Source organism: Modicisalibacter coralii, from assembly GCF_004117855.1.
Lineage (GTDB): Bacteria > Pseudomonadota > Gammaproteobacteria > Pseudomonadales > Halomonadaceae > Modicisalibacter > Modicisalibacter coralii.
Map to the genome: position 1 here is coordinate 75,483 of NZ_QWBW01000012.1, position 16,921 is coordinate 92,403.

The 16,921-nt window shown below is 67.0% G+C and carries 16 protein-coding genes; 5 read left to right on the forward strand and 11 right to left on the reverse strand.

Annotated features, from left to right (window positions below; translation table 11 throughout):
• Positions 1–46: 46 nt before the first annotated feature.
• Entirely contained in the window at positions 47–1,045 is a 999-nt protein-coding gene (locus tag D0901_RS07725) for a PstS family phosphate ABC transporter substrate-binding protein (protein ID WP_129139725.1), read from the reverse strand.
• 108 nt (positions 1,046–1,153) lie between these two features.
• Between D0901_RS07725 and D0901_RS07730 the strand changes: the two genes are divergently transcribed.
• On the forward strand, positions 1,154–1,561 hold the full coding sequence (locus D0901_RS07730) for an acyl-CoA thioesterase (RefSeq protein WP_129139726.1): 408 nt from the start codon (positions 1,154–1,156) through the stop codon (positions 1,559–1,561).
• 2 nt (positions 1,562–1,563) lie between these two features.
• On the opposite strand, the gene D0901_RS07735 is transcribed toward D0901_RS07730, so the two are convergent.
• Together D0901_RS07735 and uvrD are read right to left on the reverse strand one after the other, a co-directional pair.
• A complete protein-coding gene (locus tag D0901_RS07735) occupies positions 1,564–2,655 on the reverse strand; it encodes a TRAP transporter substrate-binding protein (RefSeq protein WP_129139727.1) in 1,092 nt (363 codons plus the stop codon).
• A 253-nt stretch (positions 2,656–2,908) separates the two neighbouring features.
• Entirely contained in the window at positions 2,909–5,131 is a 2,223-nt protein-coding gene (uvrD, locus tag D0901_RS07740) for a DNA helicase II (RefSeq protein WP_129139728.1), read from the reverse strand.
• 205 nt (positions 5,132–5,336) lie between these two features.
• Here uvrD and D0901_RS07745 point away from each other — a divergent pair, with 205 nt between their 5' ends.
• Positions 5,337–6,419, forward strand: coding sequence for a glycosyltransferase family 92 protein (locus D0901_RS07745; RefSeq protein ID WP_129139729.1), 1,083 nt, complete (start codon positions 5,337–5,339; stop codon positions 6,417–6,419).
• A gap of 6 nt (positions 6,420–6,425) precedes the next feature.
• Here the strand turns inward: D0901_RS07745 and hexR are convergent, their stop codons facing one another.
• Positions 6,426–7,298 (reverse strand): transcriptional regulator HexR, encoded by an 873-nt coding sequence (hexR, locus tag D0901_RS07750; RefSeq protein ID WP_129139730.1) that lies wholly within the window; start codon positions 7,296–7,298, stop codon positions 6,426–6,428.
• A gap of 304 nt (positions 7,299–7,602) precedes the next feature.
• Here hexR and D0901_RS07755 point away from each other — a divergent pair, with 304 nt between their 5' ends.
• Positions 7,603–7,803 carry a PA3496 family putative envelope integrity protein gene (locus D0901_RS07755; protein ID WP_129139731.1) on the forward strand — a complete coding sequence of 67 codons (201 nt, stop codon included), beginning with the start codon at positions 7,603–7,605 and terminating at the stop codon, positions 7,801–7,803.
• Positions 7,804–7,863: 60 nt separating this feature from the next.
• Here the strand turns inward: D0901_RS07755 and D0901_RS07760 are convergent, their stop codons facing one another.
• Both D0901_RS07760 and D0901_RS07765 read right to left on the reverse strand, forming a co-directional pair.
• Complete coding sequence (locus D0901_RS07760) at positions 7,864–9,204, reverse strand: sodium-dependent transporter (protein ID WP_129139732.1); 1,341 nt, start codon at positions 9,202–9,204, stop codon at positions 7,864–7,866.
• A 373-nt stretch (positions 9,205–9,577) separates the two neighbouring features.
• Positions 9,578–10,456, reverse strand: a complete 879-nt coding sequence (locus D0901_RS07765) for a DUF72 domain-containing protein (RefSeq protein ID WP_129139733.1) — start codon at positions 10,454–10,456, stop codon at positions 9,578–9,580.
• 323 nt (positions 10,457–10,779) lie between these two features.
• Here D0901_RS07765 and mltA point away from each other — a divergent pair, with 323 nt between their 5' ends.
• A complete protein-coding gene (gene mltA, locus D0901_RS07770; RefSeq protein WP_233440380.1) occupies positions 10,780–11,913 on the forward strand; it encodes a murein transglycosylase A in 1,134 nt (377 codons plus the stop codon).
• A 14-nt stretch (positions 11,914–11,927) separates the two neighbouring features.
• On the opposite strand, the gene D0901_RS07775 is transcribed toward mltA, so the two are convergent.
• From D0901_RS07775 to pdxR, 3 genes are all read right to left on the reverse strand, one after another.
• A complete protein-coding gene (locus tag D0901_RS07775; protein ID WP_129139735.1) occupies positions 11,928–12,272 on the reverse strand; it encodes a hypothetical protein in 345 nt (114 codons plus the stop codon).
• Between the two features lie 73 nt (positions 12,273–12,345).
• On the reverse strand, positions 12,346–12,888 hold the full coding sequence (locus D0901_RS07780; protein ID WP_203234823.1) for an HdeD family acid-resistance protein: 543 nt from the start codon (positions 12,886–12,888) through the stop codon (positions 12,346–12,348).
• A gap of 90 nt (positions 12,889–12,978) precedes the next feature.
• Positions 12,979–14,391, reverse strand: a complete 1,413-nt coding sequence (gene pdxR / locus D0901_RS07785) for a MocR-like pyridoxine biosynthesis transcription factor PdxR (protein WP_129139737.1) — start codon at positions 14,389–14,391, stop codon at positions 12,979–12,981.
• Positions 14,392–14,481: 90 nt separating this feature from the next.
• On the opposite strand from pdxR, the gene D0901_RS07790 reads away from it, so the two are divergent.
• Positions 14,482–14,997, forward strand: a complete 516-nt coding sequence (locus D0901_RS07790) for a carboxymuconolactone decarboxylase family protein (protein ID WP_224418473.1) — start codon at positions 14,482–14,484, stop codon at positions 14,995–14,997.
• An 18-nt stretch (positions 14,998–15,015) separates the two neighbouring features.
• Here D0901_RS07790 and D0901_RS07795 read toward each other — a convergent pair whose 3' ends face one another.
• Together D0901_RS07795 and D0901_RS07800 are read right to left on the reverse strand one after the other, a co-directional pair.
• Positions 15,016–16,092 carry an ATP-binding protein gene (locus tag D0901_RS07795; RefSeq protein ID WP_129139738.1) on the reverse strand — a complete coding sequence of 359 codons (1,077 nt, stop codon included), beginning with the start codon at positions 16,090–16,092 and terminating at the stop codon, positions 15,016–15,018.
• The gene (locus tag D0901_RS07800) at positions 16,089–16,814 is read right to left on the reverse strand and encodes a response regulator (protein WP_129139739.1); all 726 of its coding nucleotides are present in this window, start codon (positions 16,812–16,814) and stop codon (positions 16,089–16,091) included. Before D0901_RS07800 ends, D0901_RS07795 begins: the two co-directional genes overlap by 4 nt.
• Between the last annotated feature and the right edge of the window lie 107 nt (positions 16,815–16,921).

Here is a 16,921-nt window from a genome sequence, read left to right on the forward strand (position 1 = left end):
AAGCGCGACATTACGACAGACGCATGACAGAACGATGACAATCGGTTCATGGCGAGGCCTCCGAGGGGCTTTCCCACGCCCCGTTGCGTTCCCTCGGCAAGCCCAGTCGACGCCGCCACGCCCGGCGTTGCGCCTCGGGCAACGGCACGAACCCCGCCTCGACGACGCGTGCCTGGCCGTCACGGGAGAGCACCAGGTCGAGAAAGGCCCGCTCGAGTGGCGCCAAGGGGGCTTCGGGGTCCAGGTCGACGTAGAGCAGCAAAGGCCGCGTCAGCGGATAGCGGCCCTCGCGGGCGGCCTCGAGCGAAGGCGGCACCGCTCGACCGTCGGCGTCGATCAGCGCCAGCGGCTTGACCGCCGCGGTGAGATAGCCCATCCCCGAGTAGCCGATGCCGCCGAGACTCTCGCCCACTGCGGCGACCACCGCCGCCGAGCCGGGGTACTGATTGACGTCGGGACGGAAGTCGCCGTGGCACAGCACCACCCGCTTGAACAGGCCATAGGTGCCCGAGGCGCTGTTGCGACCGTGTCGGGTAATCGGCCGCTCGCGCCAGGGCCCGTCGAGGCCCAGTGCGCCCCAGCGGTCGATCGCGCGTGGCTCGCCGCAGCGGCGGGTATCGGAGAACAGCGCATCGAGCTCGCCGAGGGAGATGGCGTCGAGCGGATTGTCGCGATGCACGAACACGGCCAGGGCATCGAGCGCCACCGGCAAGGCGGTGGGCGCGTACCCCCGGCGGGCGATGAAGTCGGCGCGCTCGGCGTCGGTCATGCGCCGCGACATGGCGCCGATCCGCGTGGTGCCCTGGGCGAGCGCCGGCGGCGCGGTGGCCGACCCGGTGGCCTGCAGCTGCAGGCGCACCCCCGGGTAGCGGCGTTCGAACTGCTCGCCCCAGCGCATCATCAGCCCGGCCAGGGTGTCCGAGCCGATCACGTCGAGGGTACCGACCACCGGCGCGGCGCGGACATCACCGCCGACGAACGCCGACGCCGCCAGGATCAGCATCGCCAGCCTGCCCATCAACCATCCTTTCCAGGCACCACCCATCGCGGCCCTCCGAGCGGAATGCATTCGGCGCTGGTCGCGGCACCGCAGCGACGTTTAAGATGATCGCCATCGACCGTGATAACAACAAGCGCCGGAAATGAATCGACCATGACCGATCTCGACGACGTCCCCGCCCCGCAGGGCGATCTGACCCTCAAGGTCCTGGCCACCCGTCAGGATACCAACTTCTACGGCGACATCAGCGGTGGCTGGCTGGTCAACCAGATGGACCAGGCCGCCGAACTGTGCGCCGGCCGCCAGGCCCACGGGCGCACCGCCACGGTCGCCATCGAGGCGATGGACTTCCTGTGCCCGGTACGCATCGGCTCGGTGGCCAATATCTTCACCGCGGTGCGCGAGATCGGCCACAGCTCGATCACCATCGACGTCGAGGTATGGATCCGCCCGCCCCACGAACGCAACCCCGACGAACTCCACAAGGTCACCGAGGCGCGTTTCGTGATGGTGGCACTGGACGACAATGGGCGGATACGGCCGGTGCCCGACAACGACTGACGTCAGCCCTTGTCCACCATCGCCCGGTTCTTGAGATAGGCGAATTCGCCGATGTCGGTGAAGCGCCGTACCTGCTGCTGGAAGGCCTGATAGGAGTCGAAGATCTTCTTCGACGCCGGATCGCCGGCAGCCTGTTCGGCGAGCACGGTCTGTGAAGCCTCGGCGAGCGCCTCGAGCACGTCGTCGGGCAGCGAGCGCAGCTTGACGCCATGCTCGTCGACCAGCGTCTCGAGCGCTTCGGCGTTGCGCAAGGTGAACTCGTCGATCATCGCCAGGTTGGCCGAACGGGCGGCCTCGCTGACCACCACCTTGAGATCGTCGGGCAGCGCCTTCCAGGCATCGAGGTTGACCGTGCCCTCGAGGATCGCGCTGGGCTCGTTCCAGGCCGAGGTATAGTAGTACTCGGCGACCTGATAGAGGCCGAAGGCCAGATCGTTGTAGGGCCCCACCCAGTCGGCGGCGTCGAGCACGCCGGTCTGCATCGAGGTAAAGATCTCCGAACCAGGGATGGTCAGGGCGGTGGCGCCGATGCGATTCATCACCTCGCCGGCCAGCCCGGGCAGGCGGATCTTCAGGCCCTGCATGTCCTCGAGGGAGTTGATCTCCTTCTTGAACCAGCCGGCCATCTGGGTGCCGGTGTTGCCCACCGCGAACGGCTTGAGGTTGAAGCCGGCGTAGAGCTCGTCCCACAGTTTCATGCCGTCGCCCTGGTACAGCCAGGCGTTGGTCTCGGTGGTGTTCATGCCGAACGGCACGGCGGTAAAGTACTGTGCCGCCGGCACCTTGCCGCGCCAGTAGTAGGACGCGGAGTGCCCCATCTGGGCAGTGCCCTCGGAAACCGCATCGAACACTTCGAGGGCCGGCACCATCTCGCCGGCGCCGTAGACGTCGACCTGCATGCGCCCGCCGGAGAGTTCGCCGATGCGCTTGGCGAAGTCATTGGCCCCGGTGCCCAGTGCCGGGAAGTTCTTGGGCCAGGAGGTGACCATCTTCCAGCGCACGGTGTCCTGGGCGCGGGCGGTGGAAACGAAGGGCGCGGCCACGGCGCCGGCGGCCCCGGCCCCCAGCGTCGAGAGGAACTTGCGACGTTGCATGCAGACGTATCTCCGATTTGGTGTTCTTGTCCCCTTAGAACGCCTTTCACAGCCGGTAGACGAAGCGGGCTTCTCCGGCGGCCCCCATCATCCGAGGGTTGGGAAATGAGCTCTTAGGGCTGTGTCCTGTCCCGGGCACGGCGCGGGCCGCGACCGAAAGGCCACAGTATGCGTTAGGGCTTAATTGACCGGCAAGGCAGGAAAGGCCGCCGCCGCGGACCGGCAGACGACCGGCACGCGGCGGCGGACGAGGTCACAGCGGCGTCAGCTTGGCGAACCCCAGCACCAGCCACTTGTTGCCCTCGTCCTCGAAGCTGACGTGGACCCGGGCCCGCTCGCCCTGGCCCTCGGCGTCGAGGATCACGCCCTCGCCGAACAGCGGATGACTCACCCGCTGGCCCAGCGACAGGCTTGGCAGGTCGTCGCCGGCGGACACCGACTCCTGCTGCGACAGCCCGCGCGCCGGGCGCGTGGCGGTCACCGGACGCGAAACCTGACCGCGCAGGCGAACCTCCTCGAGCAGTTCCTCGGGCAGCTCGCGCAGAAAGCGCGACGGCCGCTGGAAGGTCTCCTTGCCGTGCAGCCGGCGCAGTTCGGCATGGGTCAGGTAGAGCTTGTGCATGGCACGGGTCACGCCGACATAGCAGAGCCGGCGCTCCTCCTCGAGACGTCCGGGCTCCTCCAGCGACATCTTGTGCGGGAACAGCCCCTCCTCGACCCCGGCGATGAACACCACCGGAAACTCCAGGCCCTTGGCCGAGTGCAGGGTCATCAGCTGCACGCCGTCCTCGAACTCGTCGGCCTCATGATCACCGGCGTTGAGCGCCGCCTCGGCGAGAAACGGCTCGAGGGCCGCACTGGCCTCGCCGACTTCCTGTATCGCCAGCGCCTCGCCCTGGGTGAAGGCGCGCGCGGCATTGACCAGTTCCTCGAGGTTCTCGACCCGGGCCTGGCCCTTCTCGCCCTTTTCGTTGCGGTGATGCTCGACCAGGCCGGTGACCGCGTTGACGTGCTCGATGATCTCGTGCAGCGCCATGCCCGAGGTATCGTTGTCGAGCTGATCGATCAGGTTGGCGAAGGCGCTGACGGCATTGCCGGCCCGCCCCTTCAGCGTCCCGTCGCTGACGCTGTCGTGGAGCGCCTGCCACAGCGAGACGCCGGTCTCGCGGGCGCGCACGCGCAGGATCTCCACGGTGCGCGTGCCGATGCCCCGCGCGGGCACGTTGATCACGCGTTCCAGCGAGGCGTCGTCCTCGCGGTTGAGCAGCAGGCGCAGGTAGGCCAGGGCATTCTTGATCTCCAGGCGCTCGTAGAAACGCTGGCCGCCGTAGATGCGATACGGCATGCCCTGGCGGATCAGGGTCTCCTCGATGACCCGCGACTGGGCGTTGGAGCGGTAGAGGATGGCGATCTCGCGGCGGTTGAAGCCCTCGTCGACCTTCTCCTTGATGGTGTCGACGATGAAGCGCGCCTCGTCCAGGTCGTTGAAGCCGGCATACACCGAGATCGGCTCGCCCTTGGCCCCGGCGGTCCACAGCTCCTTGCCCATGCGCCCGGCGTTGTGGCTGATCAGGGCGTTGGCGGCGTCGAGGATCGCGCTGGTCGAACGGTAATTCTGCTCGAGACGCACGGTGCGCGTGTCGGCGAACTCCTCCTCGAAGCGGCGGATGTTCTCGACCCGCGCCCCGCGCCAGCCGTAGATCGACTGGTCGTCGTCGCCGACCACGGTGAGGCCGGCACTGTCGCCGGCGAGCAGCTTGAGCCAGGCATACTGCAGGGTGTTGGTGTCCTGGAACTCGTCGACCAGCAGATGGGCGAAGCGTTCGCGATAGTGCGCCAGCAGCCGCGGGTTGTCGCGCAGCAGCTCGAGGCTGCGCAGCAGCAGTTCGCCGAAGTCGACCAGCCCGCCGCGCTCGCAGGTCAGCTGGTAGCGCTCGTAGAGTTCGACCATCTGGCCCAGATAGGCGTCGCCGTGGGTCTGCACCTGCTGCGGACGCAGGCCCTCCTCCTTGCAGCCCGAGATGAAGTACTGCACCTGACGCGGCGGATAGCGCTCGTCGTCGATGTTGTAATCCTTGAGCAGGCGCTTGATCAGGCGCAGCTGGTCGTCGCCATCGATGATCTGGAAATGCTGCGGCAGGCGCGCATCCTGCCAGTGGGTGCGCAGCAGGCGGTGAGCGATGGAGTGGAAGGTCCCCACCCAGATGTTGCGCAGCGAGAGGCCCAGCAGCGCCTCGAGGCGGGTGCGCATCTCGCGGGCCGCCTTGTTGGTGAAGGTCACGGCGAGGATCGCGTAGGGCGAGAGCCGCTCGACCTGCATCAGCCAGGCGATGCGGTGCACCAGCACGCGGGTCTTGCCCGAGCCGGCGCCGGCCAGCACCAGCATGTTGCCCAGCGGCGCGCTCACGGCCTCGCGCTGGGCCGGATTGAGATCGTCGAGCAGCGACGAGACGTCGCCCGGTGAAACGTCGTCCATGGAGGGTCAATCGGGTCTCGAAATGAGCGCCCAGCTTAGCATATCGCGGCCGCCACGGCGCCTGCCCGAGGGGCAGGCTCGGGCCGCTCCGGGCAACCGCGAGCGATTCGCCGCGTTGTCTCGGGCCCCCGGCCCGCGAGCCGGTTGACAGCTCAGCGGCGTCCCGCTTTCATGCGGGCTTCCCGCACGCAGAGACACGACAGCCATGCATCCATCGCTCAACCCCGTGGTCATCCCGGATTCGGTGGCCGTCTCGCGCCGGCCCAACCCCCGCAATCCGGTGGAACCCGAGGCCATGGCACGCTTCGACGGCAAGACGCTCTTCTACGATGTCTTCGTGGATGACCAGCGTCGCCGCCTGGTCGCGATCGGCCCCCCGGCGCTGAATCTCGCCGACTACGTCGATGCGATGACCCTGAGCATCGATGGCCGCGAGGTCGCCTTCCAGCGCCAGGAGTGGGACGAACAGCGCCTCTCGCTGCTCACCGCCGCGTTGCCGGCGGCGGCCACGCACCGCGTGACCTTCAGCTTCGCCGATTTCACGACGACCCTCGACCTCGCCGGTGACGGCGAAGCGCCGCCGCCGCGCAACGTGCTGGCCGCCATCTCCAAGAACAACCGTACGCGCTGGATCTCCGAGTGGGTCGACTTCTACCGCGCCCGCTATCCGCTGGACGCGATCTATCTCTACGACAACGGCAGCGACAACATCGACGAACTCGAAACCGTGCTCGCCGGCCGGGCACAGGTGATCCGCTGGCATTTCCCTTACGGCCCGCCCGGCAAGGTGTTCAACAAGTTCGCCCAGGCGGGCGCCCTGAATCATTGCCTGCGTCGCTTCGTCGGGCGCGGAGTGCTGTTCAACTTCGACATCGACGAGCTGCTGATCGCCGATCCCGAGCGGATCCTGGCGGACGTGGCGCGCCAGGGGACGCTCTATTTCGACAGCTACAACGTGCCTTACGTCACCCCGGCGAGCGACGACTACTCCTACGGCGATTTTTGCCACCGCTATGCACAGCGCAAGACCACGGCACGCAAGTTCATCTGCCGGGCCGAGGCGGTCGACGTCATCTCCCAGCACAATACCTGGCGCTATCGCGGGCCCCGCTTCTGGAAACGCCTCAAGCGCAACAAGCCCGACACCCGCACCAGCCGCGACGGTCACTTCCTGCACTTTCTCGGCATCACCACCAACTGGCAACCCTGGCTCAACAAGCTCGAACCGGTCTCCCCGCAGGATCTGGTCTTCGACGACAGCCATTGCCGGGGCCGGACCGACCCCTGAAGCGCCTCACGCCGGCCCTTCTTCCTCGCCCGGCTCGGGAAAGCGAAGCGGCGTGAGGCTGCGCTTGACCGCCTTCAACTGCTCGGCGAGCCGGGGCCCGCGGGTCTTGGCCACCCCCACCGCGAGCACGTCGATGATCACCAGATGGGCGATGCGCGAGCTCATCGGGGTGTAGATCTCGGTGTCCTCGTGGACGTCGATGTACAGCGCCAGGCTGACCTCCTCGGCCAGCGGCGAGCCGCTGGGACACAGGCCGATCACCGTGGCACCGCTCTCCCGCGCCAGACGCACGCTGTCGACCAGCGCCCGGGTGCGCCCGGTCTGCGAGATCGCCACCACCACGTCGCCCTCCTTGAGGGTCGCCGCGGACATGTTCTGCATGTGCGGGTCGGCATAGGCCGAGGTGGAGATCTGCAGGCGGAAGAACTTGTGCTGGGCGTCGAAGGCCACCGCGCCGGACGCCCCGAACCCGTAGAACTCGACCCGGTCGGCCATGGTCAGGGCGTTGACCGCGCGGCCCAGCGCGTCGTTGTCGAGCCGGTCACGCACCGACAGCAGGGTGCCCACGGTGGAGTCGAAGATGCTGTGGGAAAACTCGGCGATGCTGTCGCTGTCGTTCATCGAGAACTGGGCGAACTGGCTGCCCGAGGCCAGCATCTGCGCCAGCTTGAGCTTGAAGTCCTGGAAGCCGTTGCAGCCCAGCGCCCGGCAGAAGCGCACCACGGTGGGCTCGCTGACCTTGGCCTCGGTGGCCAGGTCGACGATGCGCATGTGGATGACTTCGTCGGGATTGCGCAGCACGAAGCGCGCCACCTTCTGCTCGGAGCGGCGAAAGTGCTCCATGCGACGTCTCATTTCATCGAACAGGGCACGGCTCACGGCTCGCTCCTCGTTGCGGTTGGGGTGCGGCGCTCGTCACCCGCGAGGGGCGAATCCTCCCGCAGGCCGCGACGGCGACTCCAGTATGCCCAATCTGCGTTAAAAACGGCAGCCGGGCCCTCAATGTCACGATTTTGTCAACTGGGGTATAGTAAGAAGTGACGTGTTCAGGTCTCGTTGGCAATACCGGCTGGCGACGGTCGGGCTGGACTCACGTCCACTTGGTATTCTCGTCGCATGGTCGAATGCAGCCCGTTGCCGGCAAGGCCTGGGGGCACCTCTCGTACTGCAAGGAGAGTCGATCATGCGCAACGAAGAACAGCTCGGCGCCGTCAAGAGCGAGCTCATGGATATCTTCATGACCCTCGAGGTCAACGAGCACGAGACCCGCAAGAAGACCGCCGCCGTGCGCTACCTCCGCGCCCGCCGCGGCATCGAGATGCACCGCGAGATCAAGCAGCTCGAGCGGGAGATCACCGACTACGAGGACGACGCCTTGCAGTAGCCCGACACACGGACGCCCCGGCCGATGGCCGGGGCGTCTCGCTTCGCGCAGGCGGTCGCCTCACAGGCTGCCGATGAAGACCACGATCACCCCCAGCGGGGCGATGAAGCGGGTCACCACCTGCCAGACCGCGGCACTGCCGCCGACCAGCCCCAGTTCCTCCTGAACGCTGCGCCGATCGAGGCACCAGGCGGTGAACAGGATCACCCCCAGCCCGGTCAACGGCAGCATGAACTTGCTGGTCAGGGTGTCGAGCAGGTTGAACACATCGAGCCCGAACAGCACCGGACCGCTCCAGACGTTGAACGACAGCAACGCGGCGATGCCCAGCGCCCAGGCCGCCACGCCGGAGACGAGCGTCGCGGCGGCGCGTGACAGCGGCGTGCGCTCCTCGACGAATTCCACCACCGGCTCGAGCAGCGAGATCGCCGAGGTCAGCGCGGCGAAGGTCAGCAGCAGGAAGAACATCAGGCCGAGGATCACGCCCCCGCCCATGTTGCCGAAGGCCAGCGGCAGGGTGACGAAGATCAGCCCCGGCCCGGAGTTCAGGTCGAGCCCGTTGGCGAAGACGATGGGGAAGATCGCCAGCCCCGCGCCGAGGGCGATCACCGTGTCCATGATCACCACGGTGCGCGCGGTGCGCAGCAGGTTGACCTCCTCGCCCAGGTAGGAGCCGTAGGCCATCATGATGCCCATGCCCAGCGACAGCGTGAAGAAGGCGTGACCCAGCGCCGCCAGCACGGTGGTGCCGGTCAGCTTGCTCCAGTCGGGCTGGAACAGGTAGGCGAGCGCCTCGCCGAAATGCCCGGTGGTCATGCCGTAGCCGATCAGCACCACCAGCAGGATCGCCAGTGCCGGCATCAGGGTGCGTACCGCCCCCTCCAGGCCCTTGGTCACGCCGCGGGCGACGATGCCGATGGTCAGCAGCATGAACACCGAGTGCCAGCCGAGGAGCCGGGCCGGATCGCCCAGCATGCCATTGAACAGCCCCCCGATGCCGTCGGCGTCCAGACCACTGAAATCGCCGGTGACCGCGCCCAGGGTATAGGACAGCGACCAGCCGCCGATCACGCTGTAGAACGACAGGATCAGAAAGGCGCCCAGCACGCCGCTGATGCCCACGGCCACCCAGCCGGAGCTGAGGCGGTTGGTGCGGGTCAGTTCACTCATGGTGGAGACCGGGTTCTTCTGGCCGCGCCGGCCGAGCAGCCATTCGGCGACCAGGATCGGCAACCCGATGAGCGCGATGCAGACCAGATAGACGAGCACGAAGGCCGCGCCACCGCTCTGGCCCACCATGTAGGGAAATTTCCAGATGTTGCCGAGGCCGACCGCCGAGCCCGTCGCCGCCAGGACGAAGGCCAGCCGGGACGACCAGTGCGCATGAAGTTGTTTTGACATAATTCACCCTGAGTGTACGTGTCGTCATCGATCGATCGGATGCGATGACGGCTTGTCCTTGTTGGGCCACGTCCCGCGCGCCGTGGGTCGCACGACGCAGACCAGGGGCATGGCAGGATCCTTGAAACGCCAGCAGGATCACTGCCGCCGAGGCGGACCGACGACGCCGCATCGGGTGAGACGCGGCATCGCCGGCCCTGCCGGGTATTGCCGGACAGCAGGCGCCATCGGTGGTATCGGCCGCTGCTTCCAGCAAGAAACGCCATGATGACGAAAATGACCGACAAAACTATCCGATAGCGCCGCCGTTGGCCAGCCTGCCGGGGTGGATTGACCAGGCGCCATGGCGTCGCTCGCTGGTGCTCCACCGCACTCAGAACAGCGCGGCCTGGCGCTCGCCGGGGAAGGCCGGCAAATCGCCCATGGCAAGCCGCTCGTGGAGCCTTCGCGCGAGCTGCGGTGCCTGACGATTGTCCGGGGTATGCACAAACAGGAAAGGGGTTTTCCCCTGTTTTATCCACAACGTGAGCCGCTCGATCCACGGCGTGAAGCGTTCGTTGTTGAGCGCCTCGTCGAGATGCCCGATGAAGCGCACGATTGGCCTATCTCCCGTGGAGAGCACGTGTAGCGGGCGTCTGGGTTTCTCGGCCTGGGCCTTTTTCAGGCGGTGATCGTCGCCGGCCGGGGTCGCGAACAGCGGACGCACGTCGAGCATCACCCGATCGACGTCATGAGTTATCAACAACCGGTTGAGTTGCTGTTCCGCGCTTCCCTTGTGGAAAAATTCACTGGCCCGGACCTCGACACTGCAGGGAATGTCACTGGGCCAGCGGCCGAGAACACCTTCCAGTCGCGGCAATTCGTCCTCGCCGAAGTCCCGTGGCAACTGGATCATCACCGGCCCCAATCGGGGGCCGAGCGGCGCCAGGCGCGTCAGGAAGTCGTCGAGCTCGGCATCGACACCCGTCAGGCGCTGCTCGTGGGTGAGCCGCGCCGGCAGCTTGAAGCAGAAGCGGAAGTTCTCCGGCGTCTGCCGGACCCAGTTGGCCACCGTTGCCTCGCGCGGCGCGCCGCTGTAGAAAGTGGTGTTGCCCTCGACGCAGGAGAACACCCGGGCATAGTCGCCGAGGAAGTCCTCCGATGTGGCGTGACGCGGGTAGAGACCGCCACGCCAGTCGCCATTGGCCCACATCGGCAGGCCCAGGTAGAGCGACGGCGCACGAGGCTGGGGGGCGGCGGTTGGGGTCGACATGGCGCTCCCGTTAGGGAAACACTGCATAAATGCCTGCGCGAGCGAATCGCTTCGTTGCGTGGTACTCGAAAACTCGCCTAACTTCATGTTATGTCTCGTTTTCTGCGTTCCATGCGCCTCGCGCTTCATCTCGCTCGTCGATTTATTCAGCATTTCCTTAGGCGGATCAGGCGGTCATGATACGCCACACGCTCCGTCGCGTCCGCTGCCCGGATTCGACCATAGCGCGCCGCGAGCGCTGCCATGAGGAGCGGCGCTTGCCTATAATCGAGCCAGCGCCGCCACGACGGCGCCTTCAAGGAACGGAAAACGAGGTGCCTTGCGTGATCGTCGACAGCCCGCGTCGTCATGGACGATGGTTGCCCCCCAGCGGCCGGTACTGGGCCGGCCTGATCGTGCTGCTGCTGCTCGCCGCGTGCAGCAGTCAGCGCCCCGCCCCGGAGCCGGCATCGCCGGTGGAACAACAACTGACCCGCAAGATGCATCCGATGGGCTGGCGGGACCTGCCGGGCTGGTCACAGGAGAACGCCGTGGCGGCCTGGGGCGCCTTCCGCGACAGTTGCACCCGGCTCGCCCGGCGCGATGGCTGGGCCGCGGTGTGCCGCGATGCCGACCGGGTCGATCCGCTGGACAGCGCCGCCATCCGCCACTTCTTCGAGAACCGCTTCAATCCCTACCTGATGGTCAACGACGACGGGACCACCACCGGCTTGATCACCGGCTACTACGAGCCGGTACTGCACGGTTCGCTGACCCGCCACGGCGAGTATCAGGTGCCGATCTATCGCCTGCCGCCGGCCTGGCAGGGTTCCCCCGGGGCAACGCGGCCCGGGCGTGCCCAGTTGCGCCGCAGCGGCGTGCTCGACGGCCACGAGCTGGTGTGGGTCACCGATCCCATCGAGGCGGCCTATCTGCAGATTCAGGGCTCGGGGCGGATCGAACTCGCCGAAGGCGGCATGCTGCGCGTCGGCTTCGCCGGCACCAACAACCAGCCGTTCCGCTCCTTTGCCCGGGCACTGATCGACAGCGGCGAGATCACGCCGGGTCAGGCGACCCTGCCGGGCATCCGCGCCTGGGCACGACGCCATCCCGGGCAGGTGGACAGCGCGCTCGACGTCAATCCCCGGGTAGTGTTCTTCCAGATCCGTGACGGCGACGACGCCACCACCCGGGGCGACGGCCCGGTCGGCGCCCTCGGCGTGCCGCTCACCTCACGACGCAGTCTCGCCGTGGACCCCTCGCACATTCCGCTGGGGGCACCGGTCTTCATGGCCACCACCCGGCCGCTGTCCAACGAGCCGATGCAGCGGCTGATGGTCGCCCAGGATACCGGCAGCGCGATCAAGGGCGCGGTGCGCGCGGACCTGTTCTGGGGGCAGGGGGATCAGGCCGGTGAACTGGCCGGTCGCACCAAGCAGCCCGGCCAGTTGTGGGTGTTGATGCCGCGGGGTCGCTGACTCAACCGCGGCGTTCACACGTGCGGCTGGCCGGACTCGTCGACGCTCTCGAAGGTCACGTTGCCCTGGGCGTCGACGCCACAGGTCACGTTGTAGTAGACGTTGCCGTGACCGTGCAGGTTGATGCGCAGAGTGTAGGGCTGGCCCGGCTCGTAACCGGGTGCATTGGTCGACTCCTCCAGCGGCATGCCCTCGAGCCGATCCCCGGCCGGCCCCTTCAGCGCCTGCTCGTGGCACTGTTCGACCAGCCCCTTCGAGCCCGCCTCCCCGTCCTGCGCGGCCAGGGCGTCGGCACAGGCCAGCAGCCCCAGCGTCGCCGAGGCGACGACGATGCCGGATACCATCCATTGACGTGACATGATTGCTCTCCTTGATCGTGCGTTTGTCATCCCTGTATAGGCCGTGGGCCTGCCCGAAAGTTCGCCTCGGCGACTACAGCAGTCGGCGCAGGCGCAGCGCCGCCATCACCTGCACGACCCCGTAGAGCAGCGCGATGACGCCGATCCAGATGGCGGTGACCGCCAGGCCGCTGAGCGGGCTGACCACGAAGATGACGCCCAGGATCAGCGCCAGCACGCCGCTCAGCACGGTCCAGCCCTCGCCGGGCACGTGGCGGCGCACCCGCAGCCCCAGCAACAGGCGATGCACGCCGGCGACGATCAGCCAGAGCCCCAGCAGCACCAGCAGTGCGCTGGCCGCCGAGAGCGGGTCGAACACGGCGATCAACCCGAACAGCACCGAGATCACCCCGTAGAACACCAGCCAGCCCCGCGCGAAGCCGCCCGAGCCGGTCGCCAGGGTAAACAGGCTGGTGATGCCTTCGGCGAGCGCCATGATCCCCATGATCCAGGTCAGCGCGGCGATCGCGGTGAGCGGCTGGAAGACGGCGATCACCCCGAAGACGATGGCGATGACCCCGTAGACCATCAGAATCCACCAACTGCGTCCCAACAGACTTCTCACCCCATTGACCATCGATTCACTCCTTGTCGGTGCCATCCCAGAATAGCAGAGCGTCCGAACCCGTCGTCCTCGGCGTTCAAGCACGCCCGGCAAGGTTTCCTGTCACCCTCTCCAGACGCCCTGCAACCGCCCGACGAGTCGCTCGGCCTCATCGGCGTCCTGGACGTTCGTGAATCCCAGCAACAATCCCGGGCTCGCTGCCTGCCCCAGATACCAATCCGACAGAGCCTTGACCGCCAGGCCTCGTCGTTGCGCCCGTGCCGCCAGGCGCACATCGTCATCATCGTCGATCAGGCGGGCCAGCAGTTGCATGCCACCCGCCGGCAGGTCGACACGCAGGCGAGCGGCAAGCCGCGTCTCGAGGGCTCGCCTGAGGCAGTCGCGGCGCTCGGCGTACAACGCACGCATGCGTTTCAGATGGCGAGAAAAATGCCCCTCGCTCATGAAATCGGCAACCACCGCCTGGGGCAGTTCGGGACAGCCATGTCCGAAAGCGACCAGGGTATGGCAAAAACGCTCGACCTCCGCTTCCGGTACCACCAGATAGGCCAATCGCAGATCGGGGAAGAGCACCTTGCTGAACGTCCCCGTGTAGAGCACGCGACCTCGCCGATCGAGACTCTTCAATGCCGGCAACGGTCGGCCACGGTAACGGAACTCGCTGTCGTAGTCGTCCTCGATGATCCAGGCCTGATTGTCCGCGGCCCACTCGAGCAGCGCCAAGCGACGTGGCAGCGTCAGTGTCACGCCCATCGGGCTTTGATGGGACGGCGTGACCACCGCGAATCGGGCATCCTCGGCTCGGCGTCGCCCCGCGGCGATATCCAGCCCTTCGGCATCCACGTCGATCGGGACGAGCGACATGCCGGCCGCCTGCAACATGTCCCGGGCCATGAAGTAACCCGGCTCTTCGAACCAGCCTCGATCACCGGGTCTCAGCAGCGTCCGACAGATCACACTCAGGGCATCCCGATAGCCGGCGGTGATGATGATCTGGTGTGCATGGCAATCGATGCCCCGCGACACACCGAGATAGGTCGCCAGTGCCTCGCGCAACGCCCTCATTCCCCGGGGATCGGGATAACCGAGTTGCGCGGCGTTTCGGCGTCTCAACCGACGTGTCGTCAACCGTGACCAGAGCTTGCCGGGAAACGCATCCAGGGCCGGCAGGCCCAGTTGAAACGGCAAGGGAGACCGAGGTTCGACGCCCGGTGTCGATACCGCGACGTCCCGTCGCTCGACGAGATCCGCGGTTTGCTCCATCGCCAGCGCCGGCGAGACGAAGGTGCCCGCCGCGCCGCGCGACAGGAAATACCCCTCACTGACGAGGAGCTGGTAAGCCAGTTCCACCGTGCCGCGTGACAGATTGAGTTCGCTGGCCAGGCTACGCACGGAGGGCACACGGTCATCGGGCCGCAATCGCCCGGTGGCGATCGACTCGCGAAACCGCTGGTAGAGCTGGCGATAGAGCGGCACGGTCTGGCGACGATCGGGTTCCAGATGACGATTCGACATGGTGATGTCCCAGTCAATTCAGTGAATCTTGGCCCTATTGACTATGCCATACCCCCGCTATGTTGGATGTCCCGAAACGAGGCGTTCGACATGGCGTCCTCCCCGCTGCAGATCGCCGCGACGCTCACCGCTTCCCCGGCCCCCGAGGGGTCCCCGACCCAAGAGAATCCCACCATGGAAACACTGCGCCTGCCCTATTCGACCCTGTCGGCCGACACCTACCGACACTTCCTGGGCGCCAAGACGGCACTCGAGAATGGCCCCCTGGATGCGGCCACGCTCGAACTCATCAACCTGCGGGTTTCCCAGCTCAACGGCTGCGCCTTCTGTACCCAGATGCATGCCGCCCGGCTACGCGAGCAAGGAATCGATAACGGCAAGATCGACAGCATTGCCGGCTGGCGGGCCAGCCGGCATTTCACGAGCCGCGAGCGCGCCGCCCTGGCCTGGGCCGACGCCTTGACCCGAGTGGACGAAACCGCCGCGCCCGACGAGACCTATACGCCGTTGCTGGCCCATTTCAGCGAGACGGAGGTTTCCGACCTGACGTTCGCCATTGCCCTGATGAACGCCCTCAATCGCATCGGTGTCGGCATGCGGCTGTGACCCAATACCCGGTATGCCTCAAGCTTGCCGTATCAGCTGCAGCGGCCAGCGCAACACGAAGCGGGTGCCGCCGTGGGCCGACGGCTGACAGTACGCCTGCCCGCCGTGCGCCTCGGCGATGGTCTTGACCACCGCCAGCCCCAGGCCGCTTCCGCCGCTCTGGCGCGAGCGCGAGGGCTCGCCACGGCGGAAGGCCTCGAAGAGGTCGCCGGCCAGGGCACTGTCGATGCCGGGGCCGTCGTCTTCCACGCTCAGCAGGCAGTCGTCGTCGACCCGCGCCAGACGCACGTGCAGGGTGCCCGGGTCGGCATGGCGCAGGGCGTTTTCCAGCAGCGCCATCAGCGCCTGGCGGAGTCGCTCGGCATCACACGCCACTTCCAGCTCGGTATCCAGCTGCGCATCCAGCCGAAAGCCCTTGTCCGCCAGCGGCGTGGCGAAGGCCTGCAGGACGGCGCGCAGTTCATCGGCCAGCCTCACGCGGGTCCGCTGCACGTCCAGATGGCCGCTGTCGTTGAGGCTCACCACGCGCAGGTCCTCGACCAGCCGGCCAAGGCCATCCACCTGGCGCAGCAGCCCCTCGAACAGCTCGCTGCTGGGGGTGAACACACCCTCCGCCAGGCCCTGCAGGCGACCGCGCAGCACGGTCAACGGGGTGCGCAGTTCGTGGGCGATGGCGGCATTCCAGAACTCGCGCTCGCGGGTCATGCCCTGCAGGCGTTCGGCCATGGCGTTGAAGTCGCGCACCAGCTGCGCGGTCTCGCCCATGGCACGGTCATCCAGCGGGGCGCGGGCATCGAGCTTGCCCTCGGCCACGTCACGCAGGCTGTGCGCCACCGCGTTCAACGGCGAGATCAGGCGTCGCGACAGCCGAATGGCGACGAATACCGCCAGCGCCAGGGCGGCGATGATGGTGCAGACGATCCAGACCAGCTCCGCTCGGGAGGGCACCAGCGTGTTGGAAATGCTATCCGGGAGGTAGGTCAGGGCTAAGCCGTAGAACACGTAGCTGCCGATCACCGAGAGGCCGATGATGCCCAGCGCCATCACCGCCAGGGACTGGATGATCTGCCGGCGCAGTCCCGGTGTCGGCTTCATGGCGCCACACCGAAGCGATAGCCCACGCCCCAGACGCTGGCCGGCACGCCCTGAATGTCGAAGGCTTCGAGCTTCTTGCGCAGCTTGCTCACGTGGCTGTCCACGGTGCGCTCCAGCGTGTCGCCTTCGGGCAGGCAGCTCTCCAGCAGTTCGGCGCGGCTGAATGCCCGCTGCGGCGTTCGCATCAGGCACGCCAGCAGCTTGAACTCGGTCAGGGTCAGCGCCAGCGCCTGCCGCTGGCCGTCGATCTCCACGCTGGCCTCGTGGCTCTCCAGGTCGACCTGGAACGGGCCCACGCGCAGCACCTGCGTGGCGGCAGGTATCGACCGGGTGCGCCGCAGCACCGCCTGCACCCGCGCCACCACTTCGGCCGCGTTGAAGGGTTTGACCACGTAGTCGTCGGCGCCCAGGCGCAGGCCCATCAGCTTGTCGATGTCCTGATCGAGCGCGGTGAGCATGATCACCGGCGTCTCGCCGCGGGCACGGATCTCGCTGAGCACCTTCCAGCCATCGAGCACGGGCATCTGCACGTCGAGCAGCAACAAATCCGGTTTGAGCGATTGGTGCAGGGCCAATGCCTGCTGGCCATCGGTGGCGTGGCGGGTACGCAGGCCGCTGCGCTGCAGATAGGCGGCGAGAATCTCGGCGATCTCGGTTTCGTCTTCGGCGATCAGCACCAGCCCCTGAGCGGGTGCACCGGGTCGCGCTGCAGTATCAGACATGAGCGGGCTCGATAACGGCGGCACCCGATGGTAACGCGCCCTCCACACTTTCTCCATCAGGCCTCGACACCCTCTCGACAGCGCCAGGCCAGACTGCCGCAACGGCC